Genomic DNA, 18,875 nt, shown 5'->3' on the forward strand with positions numbered 1-18,875 from the left:
TATGCCTATTCAAATTTTGCCGCCGCAGCTGGCTAACCAGATTGCAGCCGGTGAAGTAGTTGAGCGTCCGGCATCGGTGGTAAAAGAGCTGGTAGAGAATAGCCTGGATGCTCAGGCCAGCCATATAGATATTGATATTGAAAAAGGCGGCAGCAAGCTCATTCGCGTGCGTGATAACGGCAGCGGTATTGCAGAGCAAGAACTGGTGCTGGCATTAAGCCGACACGCTACCAGTAAAATTACTGATTTACATGACTTAGAAGCGATTAGTAGCCTGGGCTTTCGTGGTGAAGCGCTGGCCAGTATCAGTTCAGTATCTCGTTTAACGTTGACATCTTGCACCGCCGGGCAGGAAGCGGCTTGGCAAGCTAATGCTGAAGGGCGTGATATGCAAGTTAGTGTGCGACCGGCGGCACACCCAGTTGGCACTAGTATAGAAGTGTTGGATTTATTTTTTAATACCCCAGCAAGGCGCAAGTTTTTACGCAGCGACAAAACCGAGTTTGGCCATATCGATGAGCTGCTAAAGCGATTAGCGCTGAGTCGGTATGATGTGAGCTGGCAGCTGAATCATAACGGCCAGACGGTACGGCGGTTAAAAGCTGCTACCACGGATGAGCAGCGACTTAAACGGGTTGCAGCCCTTTGTGGTCGTACTTTTGCAGAGCATGCAGCCTTTATCGAAAACCAATATGGTGACGTGCGTATTTGGGGGTGGATAGTTCATCCCGCTGCCTGCTCGGCACAATTGCAATGCCAATATAGTTACGTTAATGGCCGCATGATGCGCGACAAGTTGTTAAACCATGCTATCCGCCAGGCATATGGTGATAGTTTACTAGCAGATCAGCAGCCGGCTTTTGTGTTGTATATCGAGCTGGACCCACGTCAGGTTGATGTGAATGTTCACCCTGCTAAGCATGAAGTGCGTTTTCATCAAGCCAGGCTTATTCATGATTTTGTTGTCTCGGCATTAAATGATGCCCTTACGCAGCTAAACCCACTAGCCTTTGGTGTTGATGCCGTTTCAAACCACGACGCAGCAGTGCATGCGGTACGAGAGCATAGCGCGCAATCATACCGGCCTTCCTCGCAATACAGTTACCAGCCACAGCATAATTCAGCCGCAGCAGTTAAGCGCGAGCTGGGCTACTGGCAGCAAAGCCATGGTGTTGAGACCCCGGTTGGCTCAGAAACGGCAAACGCGTGTGAAATAACGGCACCTGCCAGCAACCACAATTCGGCTGGGCAGAGCGGCACTGTTGGTAAGCTGATAGCGCAAAACCGTTATCTGTTACAACAGCACATGGAGCAAATTGTTGTGATAGATCTGGTGCCGACTCTGGCTGCCTATGTTGCTGCACAGCCTCAGTCAGCTACGGCTATTTTGTTGCCGCAGCGTATTAGCGTAAATGCGACGCAGGTAAAACAACTAACGCAACAAGCAGAGTTACTTAGCCAGGCAGGGTTCGATTTACTGCTGGCAGATCAGCTTTTGATTGTGCGAGCGGTGCCAGCTTGGCTGCGACACAGTGTGCTTAGTCACTGGTTACCACTGTGGTTGGATGCAATACGTTCCCATGAGCGGCAGAATCTTATTGTCAGCTTATTGTCTATGCTACTTAATGCTAATGGGGTGACGGCGGATACCCTGCTAAAATCCGTGCCTGGCATGTTAAGCGCGCCGCAGCATTGGGTTTATGTGCCATTGCAACTTGATGCCTCACTTAGCGCGTTAGCGGAGATGGCATAATGACTCCGACTAAAGCAGCCGTGATATTTCTGATGGGGCCGACGGCATCAGGCAAAACAGCGCTGGCAACCGAATTGTATCAGCGGCTGCCTGCAGAGTTAATAAGCGTAGACAGTGCGCTTATTTACCGGGGGATGGATATAGGCACTGCCAAGCCGACGTCGGCGGAGCTTAAGCTGGCACCACATCATCTTATTGATATCCGAGATCCGTCGCAAAGCTATTCTGCGGCAGATTTCAGAGCGGACGCGCTGAGATTAGTTGCTGAAATACAACATCGTGGTAACATCCCCATCTTGGTGGGTGGTACTATGTTGTATTTTAAAGCGTTGCTGGAAGGGATTTCGCCGTTGCCAGAAGCGGATCCACAAGTGCGTGCCCAGATAGAGCGTGAAGCTGCAGAGAAAGGTTGGTCTGCTTTGCACCATGAATTGGCTCAGATTGATCCAGTGTCAGCACAACGGATCCACCCGAATGACCCGCAGCGGATCAACCGTGCGCTGGAGGTTTTCAGGATTACCGGTCGCAGCCTTACCGATTTAACTGCGCAGAAAGGGGAACCTTTTTCGTTTCCTGTACACCAATTTGCCATCGCACCGAAGGATCGCGCCGAGCTACACCAGCGCATAGCCCTTAGATTTAAGCAGATGCTGGCTGCCGGGTTTGAGCAAGAAGTGCATCAGCTAAAGTTACGCGCTGATTTACATCCAGATTTGCCGGCGATGCGTTGTGTTGGCTATCGCCAGATGTGGCAGTATCTGGACAGAGAGTGCAGTATTGAAGACATGGAGGAGCGGGGTATTGCAGCAACGCGACAGTTGGCAAAGCGGCAATTAACCTGGTTACGGAGTTGGCCGCAGTTAAACTGGCTTGATAGTGATGCGCCGCTTGCGGAAAACTTGCAAGCCGTTTTATCTTCGCTAAGCTAAACAAGATGGATAAAAAAGACGTTTTAACAACTTGAAATAAAAAAAATAATACCAATATAAGTCGGACTAATAAAAAAAGGAAAGCGGCACATGGCAAAGGGCCAATCTTTACAAGACCCATTTTTAAACACCTTGAGACGGGAACGTATTCCGGTATCAATTTATCTGGTGAATGGCATCAAACTTCAGGGTCAAATCGAATCTTTCGATCAGTTCGTTATTCTGCTTAAAAACACGGTGAGCCAGATGGTGTATAAACATGCTATCTCTACTGTGGTGCCAGCGCGTGCAGTTAACACTATGGTTGCGCACAGCAATGGCCAGAATGACGACGAGGACGTGGAATAATTTCAGGGGCAAATCGCTTGTCTGACATTAGCGTGGTACCGGAACAAGCGATCCTTGTCCATGTGAATTTTTCACAGCAGCATGTCAGCGAGGATCTCGACGAGCTGAAATTGCTGGTTTCTTCAGCTGGCGTGCAAAGCGTGCAGGTTGTTACTGCAAGCCGCAGCGCGCCAGACCCTAAGTTTTTTGTCGGTTCCGGCAAAGCTCAAGATATTGCTGATTTGGTTGAGCAGACTCAGGCATCGGTAGTTATTTTCAATCATGCATTAAGCCCGGCGCAAACCCGTAATCTGGAACGTTTGTGTTTAGCGCGCGTCATTGACCGTACAACACTGATTTTGGATATATTTGCCCAACGAGCCCGCACATTCGAAGGTAAGTTGCAGGTAGAGCTGGCACAGCTAAAGCACCTCGCTTCGCGCCTGGTGAGGGGCTGGGACAGTTTAGATCGGCAAAAAGGCGGTATTGGTTTGCGCGGACCTGGCGAAACCCAGCTGGAAACCGACCGACGGCTATTGCGTGAACGGGTAAAAGCTTTACAGGGGCGCTTGGCTAAGTTGGAAAAACAACGTGAGCAAGGTCGACGTGCGCGTCAACGGGCTGAAGTACCGGTTGTGTCGGTGGTCGGTTATACCAATGCCGGCAAATCTACCCTGTTCAACCGTATTACCAATGCCGATGTCTATGCCGCTGATCAGCTGTTTGCCACGCTTGACCCAACCTTACGTAAATTAAAATTGAAAGGTGTAGGTGACATAATTCTGGCTGACACAGTCGGATTTATCCGGCATTTACCTCATGATTTAGTTGCTGCTTTCAAATCAACGTTGCAAGAAACCCGTGACGCCGATTTGCAACTACAGGTAGTTGATCTGTCTGATCCTCGTAAAGATGACAACATGCAGCAGGTTGCGGCAGTTTTGCAGGAGATAGATGCCGATCAGTTACCGCAACTGGTGGTTTACAATAAAATTGACCTGCTAGCTCAGCCGCCGCGTATTGAGTACAACGCCGATCAACAGCCTGTTGCAGTTTACGTCTCTGCCGTTACTGGTAGCGGATTGGAGCTGCTGGCTGATGCAATAACCCAGCTGTTGTCTGAGCGTTATATTGAGGTGCAATTAAGGCTGCCACCAGAGCTTGCTTTTTGGCGAGCCAGATTTCATCAGCAGCATTGCATTATAGACGAGCAGTTTGATACCGACGGTAACTGCCAGCTTAGATTAAAACTGAGTGAGCCTTTGTGGCGTCGCTGCGTCAAGCAATCAGAAGGCGCGTTGGAAAACTATATCGTCACTGCGGCAGTTATTTGATACATTAACCCTTAATAATTTGTAACTTTAAAGTGGAGTAAACCATGGCTTGGAATGAGCCGGGCAATAACGGCAAGAATAACGACCCCTGGAAACAGGGTGGTCGTGATCAGGGCCCGCCTGATTTAGATGAAGTATTTCGTAATTTTGGTAAGAAGTTTGGTGGTATGTTCGGTGGCGGTAAGTCATCCGGCAACAATGGCGGTGGAGCTTCCGCGGCTATAGTGTTGGTGCTTATTGTTGCGGCTCTCGTTTGGGCATTTAGCGGCTTCTACACCATTAAAGAATCAGAACGTGGTGTGGTGTTGCGCTTTGGCCAATACAACAGCGAAGTAGGGCCTGGTATTCACTGGAAACCCACTTTTATTGATACCGTATTACCCGTTGATGTTACCAGCGTAAGGTCACTGCGTAGTGATGGTTTTATGTTGACGCAGGATCAAAACTTGGTACGCGTTACCTTTGAAATTCAATACCGGGTTTTCGACGCTCGCCTGTATAAGTTCTCTGTAGTTGATGCTGACAGTAGCCTGCATCAGGCCACAGATGCAGCGCTGCGTTATGTTATTGGTCACTCCATCATGGATGACGTATTAACCCGCGGCCGTGAAGTGGTTAGGCAAAATACCCGTCAGGAATTAGAGGGTATTATAGAACCATACAAAATGGGTATTGCGTTAGTCGATGTAAACTTCCGCGACGCGCGGCCACCAGAGGAAGTGCGTGACGCTTTCGATGACGCCATTAAGGCGCAGGAAGATCAGGAACGCTTTATCCAGGAAGCCCAAGCCTACGCCCGGGAGATTGAACCTCGTGCACGTGGTCAGGTAAACCGCGTTATGCAAGAAGCTGAAGCTTACAAACAGCAAATTGTGTTGAAGGCCCAGGGTGAAGTTGCCCGCTTTGATAAGCTGTTACCAGAGTATCTGGCAGCGCCTAAAGTGACGCGCGATCGGATGTACTTAGAAACCATGGAACAAGTATACAGCAACACGTCCAAGGTAATGGTGGATGTAAAAAATGGCAATAATATTATGTATTTACCGCTGGATAAAATGTTGAATCAAGGCTCAGGTGCTACTACGCCTTCTGGTGCAGTACCGTTTACGCCAACGCGCAGCAGCACAGACAGCAGCAGTTCAAATCGTACTGATAGTTCACGTACGACATCGACACGTAGCGGCAGGGGATAAGTTATGAAAAATTTTACCGTAGCCATTATTGTCGTTATTAGTTTTATCGTGTTATCAGCCTTGTTTGTTGTGCCTGAAGGCCAGCGAGCTATTGTGATCCAATTCGGTAAGATACAACGTGATGCAGAGCAAAAAGTAGTGGTTTACGAACCAGGTCTACATTTTAAACTGCCTTTTATTGAAACAGTACGTAAGCTGGATGCCAGAGTACAAACTTTGGACGACGCGCAGGACCGTTTCGTAACTGCAGAGAAAAAAGACTTGCTGGTAGACAGTTATGTAAAGTGGCGCATAAGCGATTTTGGCGCGTATTTCTTATCTACCGGCGGTAACACGGCGCAGGCTGAGGTGTTGTTAAAGCAGTATATTAACAATGGTCTGCGTACTGAATTCGGTGCGCGTACTATTCAGGAAATTGTATCTGGTGAACGGACTCAATTGATGCAAAGTGCTTTGCAGCAAGCTGGCCAGGCATCAAAAGAATTGGGTATTGAAGTGGTTGATGTGCGGGTAAAACAAATTAATTTGCCGCAAGAAGTCAGCAGTTCAATCTTTGCCCGAATGGAAGCTGAGCGCCATGCTGTTGCCCGTGAACATCGTTCTAAAGGTATGGAAGAGGCTGAGATTATTCGTGCTGATGTAGATGCTCGTGTTACGGTAATGCTGGCAGACGCCGAGCGAAATTCACGTAGCGTGCGTGGTGAAGGTGATGCGACCGCTGCTAACATTTACGCTGAAACATATAATAAAAATGCTGAGTTCTATTCATTTATACGCAGTATGGAAGCGTATAAAAATAGCTTTAATAGCAAGGATGACATCCTGGTAGTGCAGCCTGATAATGACTTCTTTAAATATATGAAGTCTGACAAGGTGCAAAATTAAGCATTGCATTTGATAAAAGGCCCGTCAGGGCCTTTTTTGTCTGTGGTGTTTCAAAGGTGGAGGAGTTATGTACCAACAGTTTTATCAGCGTTTTCTGGCAGAAAATAAAGGCAAGCAGCACTTTGCCTGTCACTCTCACCATTACTGGCCCGACATAACCCGTGATGCTATGCTGGAGTATTGGGATGATACGGCCCGCATGGTGGATGACAAGTGGCGCTATATTTTTGCCGAAAAAGTACCGCAAACTCAGCAGTTAATTGCCGATATTTTACAGTTGCCTCTACCTGAACAAATTGTATTTGCCCCTAACACACACGAATTAGTGATGCGATTGTTAAGTTGCTTCGATTTACGCCAGCCATTGCGTATTTTGACCACTGATAGTGAGTTTCATAGTTTCTCCCGGCAGGTAAAACGACTGGCAGAATATGATAATGTGCAGCTGGACATTGTTGCCACAGAGCCTTTTGCCAGTTTTGAACAGCGTTTCGCTGCCGCAGCTGCAGCGCAGCCGCATCAGTTGATTTTCTGTAGTCAGGTATTTTTTAATTCTGGTTTTGCTATCGCAGATTTACCGGCCTTTGTCGGGCAATTAGCGGGCAGCAGTGACGCCATGATTGTAATAGATGGTTATCACGGTTTTATGGCCTTGCCCACTGACTTATCGACTATCGCAGAGCGAATTTTTTACTTGTCGGGCAGCTATAAATACGCTCAGGGCGGTGAAGGTTGCTGCTTTATGGCGGTGCCGGTTGGTAGCAGCGAGCGACCACTCTACACTGGCTGGTTTGCTGAGTTTGGTACTTTGGCAGCGGAAAAATCTGCGACCGTACTTTACAGCGAAGATGGGTATCGCTTTGCCGGGGCAACCATGGATTATTCTGCTTTATACCGACTCAATTCAGTGCTGCGTTTATTCAAACAACAAGGTATTAGTGTTGGTCGCATACATAAATATGTGCAGCAGTTGCAGCAAGCTTTTTTGTCACAATTGACCACGCTCAAGCATGCCCGACTAAATCAGGACAACTTGTTGGCGCATCGGCTTGACCAGCATGGACATTTTCTTACTTTCCGTTTCGGCACCCCAGCTGAGGTTGCTGAATTGGCAGCTTTATTAAAACGTGCAGGTATAGAAACTGACTATCGTGGTGACCGGCTGCGTTTTGGCTTTGCGCTGTACCATAATGCCGCAGAGTATGACCTGAGTTGTTTGGCTTGAAACCTGGTTTAACTCTCTGAATAAAAGCTATTAATTGTGCCGCGCATAAAAAAGCGGCTTTTTTTATTCCAGACGGCTGAAACTTGGTTAGCTATTTGGTAGAATCCACGCCTCATTTTTTCCCACGATGTAGGAACCATGGCCAAAAACGTCGTAGTGCTCGGCACCCAATGGGGTGACGAAGGTAAAGGTAAGATCGTCGATTTATTAACAGACAAGGCAAGCTTTGTCGTGCGCTATCAAGGCGGACACAACGCTGGCCATACGTTGGTAATTGACGGTGAAAAAACCGTATTACATTTAATTCCATCAGGTATTTTACGTGCCAACGTCAAATGTGTGATAGGTAACGGTGTAGTGTTATCTCCGGAAGCGTTCTTAAAGGAAATGACCATGCTTGAACAGCGTGGCGTGCCGGTTAAAGAACGTTTACTGCTAAGCGAAGCCTGTCCGTTAATCCTGCCATTTCATGTTGAGCTGGATAAAGCGCGTGAACTGGCGCGTGGTGACAAACCAATCGGCACAACAGGCCGTGGTATTGGTCCGGCCTATGAAGACAAAGTGGCACGTCGCGGTTTACGGGTTGGCGATCTGTTTAACCCAGAGTTATTCGCTGAGAAGCTGAAAACTCTGATGGAGTTACACAACTTTACCCTGACACAATATTACAAAGTGCCTGCTGTGGATTATCAAACCACGCTGGACAACGCCTTATCCATTGCTAAAATTTTGCAGCCACTAGTCGTCGATGTTACCGATTTACTTGATCGCGCGCGCAAAGCCGGCCAGGAGATTATGTTTGAAGGCGCCCAAGGCACCTTATTGGACATTGATCACGGTACTTACCCTTATGTGACGTCTTCTAACACTACCGCTGGTGGTGTAGCGACTGGCGCTGGTTTTGGCCCGCGTTATATTGATTACGTGCTGGGTATTGTTAAAGCCTACACCACCCGGGTTGGTTCTGGCCCGTTCCCAACTGAGTTGGATTGCGCTGTGGGTGAGCACTTAGGTGTGAAAGGCCATGAATTTGGTGCGACTACCGGCCGTAAGCGGCGTTGTGGTTGGTTCGATGCTGTAGCCGTGAAACGTGCTGTGCAATTAAACAGTATTTCTGGCTTTTGTTTGACCAAGCTTGATGTATTGGACGGCCTGGACAGCATTAAAATTTGCGTTGGTTATAAAGATGCGGCCGGTAATATCTCTGAAGTACCGCCACTGGCAGCTGAAGGCTTTGAGCTGGTTACGCCGGTATATGAAGAAATGCCAGGCTGGCAAGACAGCACTTTTGGCGTGCAGAAATTAGAGCAGTTGCCGCAAGCTGCTCGTAATTACATCAGCAGATTAGAGCAGTTGACCGGAGTACCGGTTGATATAGTCTCGACCGGACCAGACCGGGTACAAACTATTGTGTTACGTCACCCGTTTGCCTGAAGCATCCAGTTGATAGTTAATGCCGTATAAAAAAACGCTGCCCACAGGCAGCGTTTTTGTTTTATGCTGGTCAAATAGTGAAAGATGGAGATGCTTCGATGCGATTACTAATAATACTAACGGCTTTATGCAGCCTGATTGGCTGTGGTGGCGGTAGTAGTGATGACAGCGGTAATGCCGGCAACACTAGTATTTGTCAGCGTACAGACATTAATTCGCAGGTGTATTGTGCGATGCAGCAAGACTACCTGTGGTATCGCGATATGCCCTCGGGTATTGACCCTGGCACTTATAGTTCGCCTGCAGCGTTAATTCAGGCGGTAGCCGCGCCACAGGATCGCTACAGCTTCATATTGACCCGACAAGAGTATGAAGACCGGTTTATCAATGCCACTTTTTTTGGTTACGGTTTTTCCAGCATTCGCGCCGACAACGATACCACGCTACAAATTGCCTTTGTTTATGACGATGGATCTGCAGCGCAGAATGGCTTACGGCGCGGTGACAAAATTATTGAAATTGAAGGCGTAAGTGTAGCGAAATGGCTAAGTGATTTAGACGCTGGCACGGTAACTAGCAATGATATATACGGTCCGAATGAAGCAGGCGTAATGCGTAACTTCGTCTGGCGCAAACCGGATGGTAGCCAACTAATGTCAGATTTCATTAAAAGTGAAGTTACCACCAACACAGTAATGCACCGCTCGGTTAGGGACGAGGGCAATAAGCGGATCGGGTATCTGGTGTTTAACACCTTTATTGAATTATCTGAAACCGAGTTAGAGCAAGCGTTTTCCGAGTTTGTCGCACAAGGCGTAAATGAGCTGGTACTGGATTTACGCTACAACGGCGGCGGTTTGATCCGCGTTGCCAACCAGCTAAGCTCGCAGATTGCGCGTAATGCAGTGCAGGGTGAAGTGTTCCTTAAATACCAATACAACGATAAAAATACGGCGAAAAATAGCACCACGTTGTTTTCTCTTGGGGCTGGGCGCAGTGCGTTGAATCTTGACAGAGTTATTGTGTTAACTACGGCCAGCAGCTGCTCGTCCAGTGAGTTGGTAATAAATTCTCTGGCACCCTTTATTGAGGTGGTACAAATTGGCAGCACAACTTGTGGCAAGCCGGTAGGTCAACAACCGGATATAATTGCTGACTACGTATTATTCGCTATTAATTTTCAAACAGTCAATGCGTTAGGTCAAGGTGAGTATTTTGACGGCTTGCAGCCCAATTGTCCGGTAACAGATGCAATTACAGGTGATTGGGGTGTCGCAGAGGATCCTTTATACGCTGAGGCACTAAGCTATATTGCTACAGGAAGTTGCAGCGATACCACACAAGCGTTCGCTGCTCTTCAGAGCGAACGTGTAACACCGAAATTAGTTGCTCCCTGGATGATGAACAATGAGCAATAAAAGGCCTGAAACTTGCTTTAAATTTGTTATCTTTGGCCGATAAAGGCTATGACGACAATTTTCAGGCACATTTTATGATTAAGACTCTTGGTTTACTGCTTACTATATTGCTGTTGTCAGTACCGGCTTCTCAAGCGCAAGAGCTGGAAGCGATTCAACTGTACAGTCAGGATGAATTATTGGTATTGATCCGCAGCAATAGCCATTTAAAACGAGTACAGGAAGACGATTGTCAATTAGTGCGGGATATTGATGCCCGTGCCGATATCATGAAGTTGCCGGCTTATCAGTTCCTTTACGGCGATATGCTGGCTTATGCGGTATGCGTACCGCGCAATGTTGAGCGCGGCTGGGATTTAATGCTGCAAGCGGCAGCCCAAGGTTTGCCAGAAGGCTTGGAGCAAGTTGGCCGCTATTATCATATTGGCCGTTTTGTGCAACCAGACATTGATAGAGCAATTGTCTACCTGCGGGAAGCATCTGCGATGGGGAGCTTAAAGGCTCAACTACGCTTAGCAAAAATTTTGGTTGATGGGCATGGCAGCCCGGTTGATTTTGAACAAAGCTACCGCTGGTTGCACAATGCCATTACGGCCGATAGCGCGACACATAAACAAATACAGCAAGTACTTAGCCAGTTAGCACAAAAAATGCCGCCTCGGGTGGTAGCAAATGCCAGACGGCCGGTAAAATGAAGTTCATACGCATTTGCCGGTTTAACTGTTACACTTAACACAATTTAGGACACAAAAGATAACTTAATGACGGTAAATGATCCGCATCTTGCGCGTGAGCAGGAAAAATATGATAACCCTATCCCCAGCCGTGAATTTATTCTCGAGCACATCGAAAAACGCCAAAGCCCCGCTTATTTTGAAGAATTAGTTGCCGAGCTGGGTTTAACCGATGACGATACTATTTTTGCATTGAAAAAACGCCTGCGCGCTATGGAGCGTGACGGTCAGTTAATCTATACCAAAAACCGTCGCTACGGCCTGGTCGATAATATGGACCTGGTTAAAGGTACGGTATTGGGCCACCGCGAAGGTTTCGGCTTTTTAAAGCTGGAGCAGGGCGGGCCCGACTGGTTTATCCCCAATTTTGAGATGCAGCGCTTGCTGCACGGCGATATTGTGCTGGCAACAGCACAAAGCGTAAACAGTAAAGATAAAATTGAAGCCCGCGTGGTGCGTGTGCTAGAACCGCGTAGCGAGCCAATAGTCGGCCGTTACTACAAAGACTTCGCTTTAGGTGTAGTGGTGCCGGATGACCCGCGCATTACCCAGGATATTGTTATTCCCGACGGTGAGCAGGGCGAAGCCCGTCATGGTCAGGTGGTGTTGGTGGAGATAACCCAGCGGCCATCCAAGCGGGTTAACGGTATAGGCAAAGTGACTGAAGTACTGGGCGAGCATTTGGCGCCGGGTATGGAAATTGAAATTGCTATTCGCAACCATCAAATTCCACATGTTTTCTCTGATGCCGTGCTAAAGCAAGTGGCCAAGTACGGCGAAGAAGTGCCCGCAGAAGCCAAACAAGGCCGGGTCGATTTAACCCAATTGGGCTTAATTACCATTGACGGTGAAGATGCCCGCGACTTTGATGATGCGGTGTACGCAGAAGCCAAAGAAAACGGCGGCTGGCGCCTTTGGGTGGCGATTGCCGATGTCAGTGCTTATGTATTGCCTTATACCGTGTTGGACAATTCCGCAATAGAGCGCGGTAACTCGGTTTATTTCCCTGATCACGTGGTGCCGATGTTGCCAGAGGCATTATCCAATGGTTTATGTTCGCTTAACCCGCATACCGACCGCCTGTGTTTGGTTGCTGACATGCATATCAGCGCCAGCGGCAAGCTTGACAGCTACCAGTTTTATGAAGCGGTCATGCACTCCAGCGCGCGCTTAACCTATAACAAGGTGCATAAAATACTGCAGGGTGACCCAGAGTTGCGCCAGCAATATGCGGCGAATTTAACCAATATCGAAACCCTGAACAGCCTGTATAAAAAGCTGGCTAAAGTACGTGGCCAGCGTGGTGCCATTGAATTTGAAACGGTTGAAACCCGCTTTGTATTTAATAGCCACCGTAAAATTGAGCAAATTGTACCGGTGCACCGCGTTGAATCGCATAAGATCATTGAAGAATGCATGATCATGGCCAATGTGGCGGCTGCACGCTTTATTGAAAAGCACGAAGCCCATACGCTGTTTCGCGTGCACGAGCGCCCCGATGCCGACCGCTTTGATAACTTCCGCCGCTTTTTAGCAGAGCTGGGTATCGATGCGAACTTATCCGCCGAGCCTACCCCGCTTGAATTAACCGAGACGCTGGCCAAAATCGGCGACCGGCCGGATCGCGAGCTGATTGAAACCACCATGCTACGCTCGATGAAGCAGGCGGTATATCAGGGCGATAACCAGGGCCACTTTGGTTTAGCACTGGAAGCCTATGCACACTTTACCTCGCCGATTCGCCGTTATCCGGACTTAGTACTGCACCGCGGTATTAAAGCTTTACTGTCCAAGCAAGGCCAGAAAGTGACCGGCGCGCGCGAATACACCGAAGCGGAAATTACGCCACTGGGCGAGCAGTGCTCGATGACAGAGCGCCGCGCCGATGACGCCACCCGCGAAGTAGCAGACTGGTTAAAATGCGAGTATATGCAGGACCATTTAGGCGCTGAGTTTGACGGCGTAGTGGCAACTGTTACCAGCTTTGGCCTGTTTGTACGCTTAACCGAGCTATATATCGAAGGCCTGGTGCATGTCACCTCGTTGCAAAACGACTATTACCATTTTGATGCCGAGCGCCATACGCTAAGTGGCGAGCATGGCAAAGTCACTTACCGTATGGGCGATTTACTTAAAGTGAAGGTGGCGGCGGTTAATCTGGAAGCACGTAAAATTGATTTAGTGTTAGTAGGCGAGCCCAAGCGTATTGTCAGCAAAGAGCAGATTAAGGCATCCAAGCAAGGTGCAGCTAAAGGCGGCAAACGCGCGACCGGTAAAGCAGCACCGGCAACGAAAGGTGCTGAAGCTAAACCTAAAGGTGCGCGCAATATTACCGCGCGTAAAAAGCCACGGCGTAAGGCTAAGTAATAAGGTAAACTGCCGGCCTTTTTTAAGTGTCGGCATTAAGGGTTAACAATGAACGCAGATCTGGTCTTTGGTATTCATGCGGTAGGCGCATTACTGCAACGTGCACCGCAGGATGTGCTGGAATTGTTCGTGATGAAAGATCGCGATGATAAGCGCATGCAGCCGTTAATTCAGGAAGCACGGCAAAACGGCGTATCAGTGCAGTTTTGCAACCGTAAAACTCTGGACGATATGGTTGGCGGCCAGCATCAGGGCATTATTGCCAAAGCCCGCTTACAAAGTAGCGGCAGCGAAGCCGATTTAGCTGCGATTGTTGCGCAGCATGAAAAGCCGTTTCTTCTTATTCTCGATGGCGTAACCGATCCGCATAACCTGGGTGCTATTTTACGCAGTGCCGATGCTGCCGGTGTACATGCGGTGGTTTCACCAAAAGATCGTTCAGTAAAGCTTACCTCTGTAGTGCGTAAAGTGGCCTGCGGCGCCGCAGAGAGCGTGCCTTTTATTACCATAACCAACTTAGCCCGTACCTTGCGCGAATTGCAGGATGCCGGTGTCTGGGTGGTGGGTACTGCCGGTGAAACAGAAACGACGATTTATCAGGCTGATTTTAAAGGCCCGTTGGCGATAGTGCTGGGCGCTGAAGGTGAAGGCCTGCGCCGCTTAACCCGCGAAACCTGCGACAGCTTGGTAAAAATTCCAATGTTCGGTGCGGTTTCCAGCCTTAACGTGTCGGTTGCTGCCGGCATTTGCTTGTTCGAGGCCGTGCGCCAGCGTCAGTAAACTTCGCGCTCCATTGCTTTTGGGCGATAGCAAAGGTTAGGTGTTTCGATTGCGCAGCCACAGAGTGTCTGAGTGAGTGCGCAAGCAGCGAACGAGTTGCTGTGGCGAGCACAGCGAAATAGCTAGCCTTATTTGACGTTGCAGGTAAAAGTGAGTGCTATGCTCGCCACAACGACACTTCGGGCAATCCTACCCTCAGTGAGGCGGCTCAGCAAGCTTACCAAATTCGTTCCCGACGAATTTGTCCGCCGCCTTCGCTAACGCGAAATGGGTTTGTGGCTGTGCTATCACTCACTTTTACCTGTTTAATCTGCTAATCACGACGCTTTCTGCTTGTTATTTGCCCGCCGAGTCCGTAAAATACGCGACCTTCGGCCATACACTAACGTTCCTTGCCTCCATGAGAACCCCGGCCGAGTTCCCCCGAGGCTTACTAACCGTAAGGAGCTACAATGCGTCATTACGAAATCGTTTTTATGGTTCACCCTGATCAGAGTGAACAAGTACCTGGCATGATTGAGCGTTACACTGGCGCAATCAAAGAAGCGGGTGGTTCTATTCACCGTCTGGAAGACTGGGGCCGTCGTCAACTGGCTTACCCAATCCAGAAGTTGCATAAAGCTCACTATGTTCTGATGAACGTAGAAGCACCACAAACAGTGATTGATGAGCTGGAAACTAACTTCCGCTACAACGACGCGGTATTACGTAACCTGATTATGCGCACCGATGGTGCCGTAGTTGAGCCATCACCAATGGCTAAAGTACGTGATGAACGTCGCGAACGCGCTCCTCGTGAACATGAAGAGCAAGTAGCAAACGAAGAGTAAGTTGTTGTTAATGGACAATAGCACCGTACTGGTTGGCAGTATCTGCCGTCAACCGGAGCACAGCGAAAGTCCTGCGGGCATCCCGCATACGGTTCTGGTGTTAGAGCACCGCAGTAATCAGATGGAAGCAGGCTTAAACCGCCAGGCTTATGTCAGAATACAGGTAGTACTTACCGGAACTGCACTAACACAACATACCCGACAGTTAACGTTGGGCAACATGGTAAAGGTAAGCGGCTTTTTAAACCGCCACCAAAGCCGCAGCGGACAAGCAAAGCTGGTGCTGCATGCGCAACAAATTGAACATATAAGTTAGGAGACAGGCAAATGTCACGTTTTTTCCGTCGCCGTAAATTCTGCCGTTTTTCTGCAGAAGGCACTGTAGAGATTGATTACAAAGATACCGCTGTTCTGAAAAACTACGTTACAGAAAGCGGCAAGATCGTACCTAGCCGTATTACTGGTACCAGCGCTAAGTATCAGCGCCAACTGGCTCGTGCTATCAAGCGCGCACGCTACCTGGCTCTGCTGCCTTACAGCGACTCACACAGTTAATACAGAAGGGGTATAAGTAATGCAAATTATTCTGTTAGACAAAGTCGCTAACCTTGGTGGTTTAGGTGACAATGTAGCTGTTAAGTCTGGCTATGCACGTAACTTCTTATTCCCACAGGGTAAAGCAGTTCCGGCAACCAAGGCTAACATCGAAAAATTCGAAGCACGTCGCGCTGAATTAGAAGCTAAATTAGCATCTGACTTAGCTGCTTCAAATGATCGTGCTGCCAAACTTGCTGCGCTGGGTGAAGTGACTATCGCTTCTAAAGCTGGTGACGAAGGCAAACTGTTCGGTTCAGTTGGCACCCGTGATATCGCTGATGCGATCACTGAAGCTGGCGTTAAGGTATCTAAAGCAGAAGTTAAACTGCCTACAGGTACTTTACGTGAAACTGGCGAATACGATATCGACGTTCAGTTACACGCTGAAGTTACTGCAACGGTTAAAGTTGTTGTAATCGCAGAAGCTTAATAAGCTTTAAAGCGCACTGTATCTGCAGTGCGCTTTTCCCTTCGTTTCTCCCGCTGTAGTTTAGTTGTTCTGTTTAATTAAACCGCTAAAAAATATCTGACACTTTGCTTTGTGATCTGCCTTAGGCGGGTTAGCATTATACTGTTTTCGCTAACTGAAACAGGTGTTATGAGTAGTATCAAAGACAAACAGGTTGCTGCGGTTAAAATGCCGCCACATTCGATAGAAGCTGAGCAGTCGGTCCTTGGCGGCTTAATGCTGGATAATGAAGCCTGGGATCGCGTGGCCGAAAAAGTGGTCGAGCAGGATTTTTACCTGCGTGCGCACCGCTTTATTTTCGCTGCCATGTCACGTTTGGCTGAGGCTACCCAGCCGATAGATATTATTACCGTATCTGAAGATTTAGAAGCTAACCTGCAACTGGACGATGTTGGCGGCTTTGCTTACCTTGGCGAAATTGCTAAGAACACGCCCAGTGCTGCCAATATTCTGGCCTATGCCGAAATCGTGCGTGAGCGCGCAGTAGTGCGCGATATGATTTCTGTGGCGCATGATATTGCCGATGCCGGTTACGACACTCAGGGCCGCACTTCGGCTGAGCTTTTGGACTTTGCCGAGACCAAAGTATTTAAAATTGCCGAACAGCGTACTAATGCCAATGAAGGCCCGGAGCCGATTAACAGCATCCTGGCGAAAACCATTGAGAAAATTGATGAGCTGTTCCGTTCGCCGTATGACGGTGTTACCGGTGTATCTACCGGTTATGTCGATTTAGACAAAATGACAAACGGCATGCAACCGTCAGACTTGATTATCGTCGCAGCTCGTCCTTCAATGGGTAAAACCACCTTCGCGATGAACCTGTGCGAACACGCTGCCATCACCAGTGACAAGCCGGTGCTGATTTTCAGCTTAGAGATGCCGTCCGAACAAATTATGATGCGTATGCTTGCGTCTTTAGGCCGCATTGACCAAACCAAGGTGCGTACCGGCCAGTTGGAAGATGAAGACTGGGCGCGCCTGTCATCCGCCATAGAGCTTCTGAACACCAAAGGCAAAATGTATATCGATGATGGTTCGGGCTTAACGCCGACAGAGGTACGCTCTCGGGCACGACGCGTAGCACGCGAGCACGGTGGTTTAAGCATGATCATGGTCGATTACTTACAGTTAATGACAGTGCCTGGCATGAGTGAAAACCGAACCTTAGAGATTGCCGAAATTTCGCGCTCACTCAAAGCCTTAGCCAAAGAATTAAAAGTGCCGGTAGTAGCGTTGTCGCAGCTAAACCGTTCACTGGAACAACGGGCTGATAAACGCCCGGTAAACTCTGACTTACGTGAGTCGGGCTCTATCGAGCAGGATGCCGACCTTATTATGTTTATCTACCGTGACGAAGTGTACAACGACGACAGCCCGGATAAAGGCACGGCTGAGGTCATCATTGGTAAGCAGCGGAACGGCCCGATTGGCCGGGTACGGTTAACCTTCCATGGTCGCTACTCGCGTTTTGATAACTACGCCGGTAGTGCTCGGTTCGAGGACGATTAATGCCAAGCCGCCGGCCGCAAGCCATTATTGATCTTAATGCGTTAAGCCATAATTATCAGCGGGTAAAGCAGCTGGCACCAAACAGCAAGGTGCTGGCGGTGTTAAAAGCCAATGCCTATGGCCATGGTATGTTGGCGGTGGCGCAGGCATTAAAACATGCCGATGCGTTGGGCGTGGCACGCATTGATGAAGCCTTAGCGTTGCGTGCAGGCGGTATTACCAAGCCTATCGTGCTGCTGGAAGGCTTCTTTCATGCCGATGAGTTACAACAGGTGGTGGCATCTAACCTGCAGCTGGTGATCCACCATCGCGAGCAAGCTGAAGCGTTGTTAGCGGCAGCATTGGATGCACCGGTCAGGGTCTGGTTAAAAATAGATTCGGGCATGCACCGTCTGGGGATTTACCCGCATGAATTTAATGAGTTGTATCAGCGCTTAAGCCAAAGTGCCAATGTGCAGGGGCCGCTTCGGCTAATGAGCCATTTTGCCAGTTCAGACGAGCTGGCTAAGCCTGCCACCGCCAACCAACTGGCGTTGTTTAACCAGATCACCGATGGAAGTGCCGGTGAGCGTTCACTGGCCAACTCCGCTGCGGTACTAAGCTGGCCACAAAGCCACGGCGACTGGGTGCGGCCTGGGATAATGCTGTATGGCGTATCACCGATGGCAGATAGCGTTGGTGTAGAACATGGCCTTAAACCGGTGATGACACTTAGCAGCAGTGTTATCGCGGTGCGAGACGTGCAGGCCGGTGATGCGGTAGGTTATGGGGGTAGCTGGATAGCGGCACACCCAACACGTTTAGCGGTAGTGGCGATGGGTTATGGTGATGGTTACCCGCGCGGCGCCGGTAACAATGCGGATGTATTAATCAACGGCAAACGTTTCCCCATTGTTGGCCGGGTGTCGATGGATATGATTACCGTCGATATTGGCAACGAAGCGACAGCAGTGGGGGATAACGTAATTTTGTGGGGCAAGGATTTACCGGTAGAACAACTGGCACGTTGTGTTGATACTATTCCGTACGAGCTATTATGCAATATCACCAGCCGGGTGCAGTTTAGTTATACCGATATTGCAGAATAA

18 protein-coding genes are annotated in these 18,875 nt (G+C 48.9%); all 18 read left to right on the forward strand.

The window, feature by feature from the left end; genetic code table 11:
• Window position 1 precedes the first annotated feature (1 nt).
• The gene (mutL, locus tag I4W93_RS12845; protein WP_205311394.1) at window positions 2–1,753 is read left to right on the forward strand and encodes a DNA mismatch repair endonuclease MutL; all 1,752 of its coding nucleotides are present in this window, start codon (window positions 2–4) and stop codon (window positions 1,751–1,753) included.
• The gene (miaA, locus tag I4W93_RS12850) at window positions 1,753–2,682 is read left to right on the forward strand and encodes a tRNA (adenosine(37)-N6)-dimethylallyltransferase MiaA (RefSeq protein WP_205311393.1); all 930 of its coding nucleotides are present in this window, start codon (window positions 1,753–1,755) and stop codon (window positions 2,680–2,682) included. The genes mutL and miaA overlap by 1 nt, the downstream gene beginning before the upstream one ends.
• Before the next feature lie 90 nt (window positions 2,683–2,772).
• Window positions 2,773–3,030: an RNA chaperone Hfq gene (gene hfq / locus I4W93_RS12855; RefSeq protein ID WP_205311392.1), complete on the forward strand. Its 258-nt coding sequence runs from the start codon at window positions 2,773–2,775 to the stop codon at window positions 3,028–3,030.
• A gap of 17 nt (window positions 3,031–3,047) precedes the next feature.
• Window positions 3,048–4,343: a ribosome rescue GTPase HflX gene (gene hflX, locus I4W93_RS12860; RefSeq protein WP_205311391.1), complete on the forward strand. Its 1,296-nt coding sequence runs from the start codon at window positions 3,048–3,050 to the stop codon at window positions 4,341–4,343.
• Between the two features lie 44 nt (window positions 4,344–4,387).
• Window positions 4,388–5,536, forward strand: a complete 1,149-nt coding sequence (hflK, locus tag I4W93_RS12865) for an FtsH protease activity modulator HflK (RefSeq protein ID WP_205311390.1) — start codon at window positions 4,388–4,390, stop codon at window positions 5,534–5,536.
• 3 nt (window positions 5,537–5,539) lie between these two features.
• Window positions 5,540–6,421, forward strand: a complete 882-nt coding sequence (gene hflC, locus I4W93_RS12870; protein WP_205311389.1) for a protease modulator HflC — start codon at window positions 5,540–5,542, stop codon at window positions 6,419–6,421.
• Window positions 6,422–6,488: 67 nt separating this feature from the next.
• Window positions 6,489–7,646 (forward strand): aminotransferase class V-fold PLP-dependent enzyme, encoded by a 1,158-nt coding sequence (locus I4W93_RS12875; RefSeq protein ID WP_205311388.1) that lies wholly within the window; start codon window positions 6,489–6,491, stop codon window positions 7,644–7,646.
• A 138-nt stretch (window positions 7,647–7,784) separates the two neighbouring features.
• Window positions 7,785–9,080, forward strand: coding sequence for an adenylosuccinate synthase (locus I4W93_RS12880; RefSeq protein WP_205311387.1), 1,296 nt, complete (start codon window positions 7,785–7,787; stop codon window positions 9,078–9,080).
• Window positions 9,081–9,178: 98 nt separating this feature from the next.
• The gene (locus I4W93_RS12885) at window positions 9,179–10,498 is read left to right on the forward strand and encodes a S41 family peptidase (protein WP_205311386.1); all 1,320 of its coding nucleotides are present in this window, start codon (window positions 9,179–9,181) and stop codon (window positions 10,496–10,498) included.
• 74 nt (window positions 10,499–10,572) lie between these two features.
• Window positions 10,573–11,193, forward strand: a complete 621-nt coding sequence (locus tag I4W93_RS12890; RefSeq protein ID WP_205311385.1) for a tetratricopeptide repeat protein — start codon at window positions 10,573–10,575, stop codon at window positions 11,191–11,193.
• A 66-nt stretch (window positions 11,194–11,259) separates the two neighbouring features.
• Window positions 11,260–13,599 (forward strand): ribonuclease R, encoded by a 2,340-nt coding sequence (gene rnr, locus I4W93_RS12895; protein WP_205311384.1) that lies wholly within the window; start codon window positions 11,260–11,262, stop codon window positions 13,597–13,599.
• Window positions 13,600–13,647: 48 nt separating this feature from the next.
• Window positions 13,648–14,379, forward strand: a complete 732-nt coding sequence (rlmB, locus tag I4W93_RS12900) for a 23S rRNA (guanosine(2251)-2'-O)-methyltransferase RlmB (protein WP_205311383.1) — start codon at window positions 13,648–13,650, stop codon at window positions 14,377–14,379.
• Window positions 14,380–14,831: 452 nt separating this feature from the next.
• On the forward strand, window positions 14,832–15,209 hold the full coding sequence (gene rpsF, locus I4W93_RS12905) for a 30S ribosomal protein S6 (protein ID WP_205311382.1): 378 nt from the start codon (window positions 14,832–14,834) through the stop codon (window positions 15,207–15,209).
• A 10-nt stretch (window positions 15,210–15,219) separates the two neighbouring features.
• Window positions 15,220–15,525, forward strand: coding sequence for a primosomal replication protein N (gene priB / locus I4W93_RS12910; RefSeq protein ID WP_205311381.1), 306 nt, complete (start codon window positions 15,220–15,222; stop codon window positions 15,523–15,525).
• Window positions 15,526–15,536: 11 nt separating this feature from the next.
• Window positions 15,537–15,764: a 30S ribosomal protein S18 gene (gene rpsR, locus I4W93_RS12915; RefSeq protein ID WP_008218940.1), complete on the forward strand. Its 228-nt coding sequence runs from the start codon at window positions 15,537–15,539 to the stop codon at window positions 15,762–15,764.
• Window positions 15,765–15,783: 19 nt separating this feature from the next.
• A complete protein-coding gene (rplI, locus tag I4W93_RS12920) occupies window positions 15,784–16,236 on the forward strand; it encodes a 50S ribosomal protein L9 (protein ID WP_027672331.1) in 453 nt (150 codons plus the stop codon).
• A gap of 168 nt (window positions 16,237–16,404) precedes the next feature.
• Window positions 16,405–17,787, forward strand: a complete 1,383-nt coding sequence (gene dnaB, locus I4W93_RS12925; RefSeq protein WP_205311380.1) for a replicative DNA helicase — start codon at window positions 16,405–16,407, stop codon at window positions 17,785–17,787.
• Window positions 17,787–18,875: an alanine racemase gene (alr, locus tag I4W93_RS12930; RefSeq protein ID WP_205311379.1), complete on the forward strand. Its 1,089-nt coding sequence runs from the start codon at window positions 17,787–17,789 to the stop codon at window positions 18,873–18,875. The genes dnaB and alr overlap by 1 nt, the downstream gene beginning before the upstream one ends.

The organism is Rheinheimera maricola (assembly GCF_016918075.2).
GTDB lineage: Bacteria > Pseudomonadota > Gammaproteobacteria > Enterobacterales > Alteromonadaceae > Alishewanella > Alishewanella maricola_A.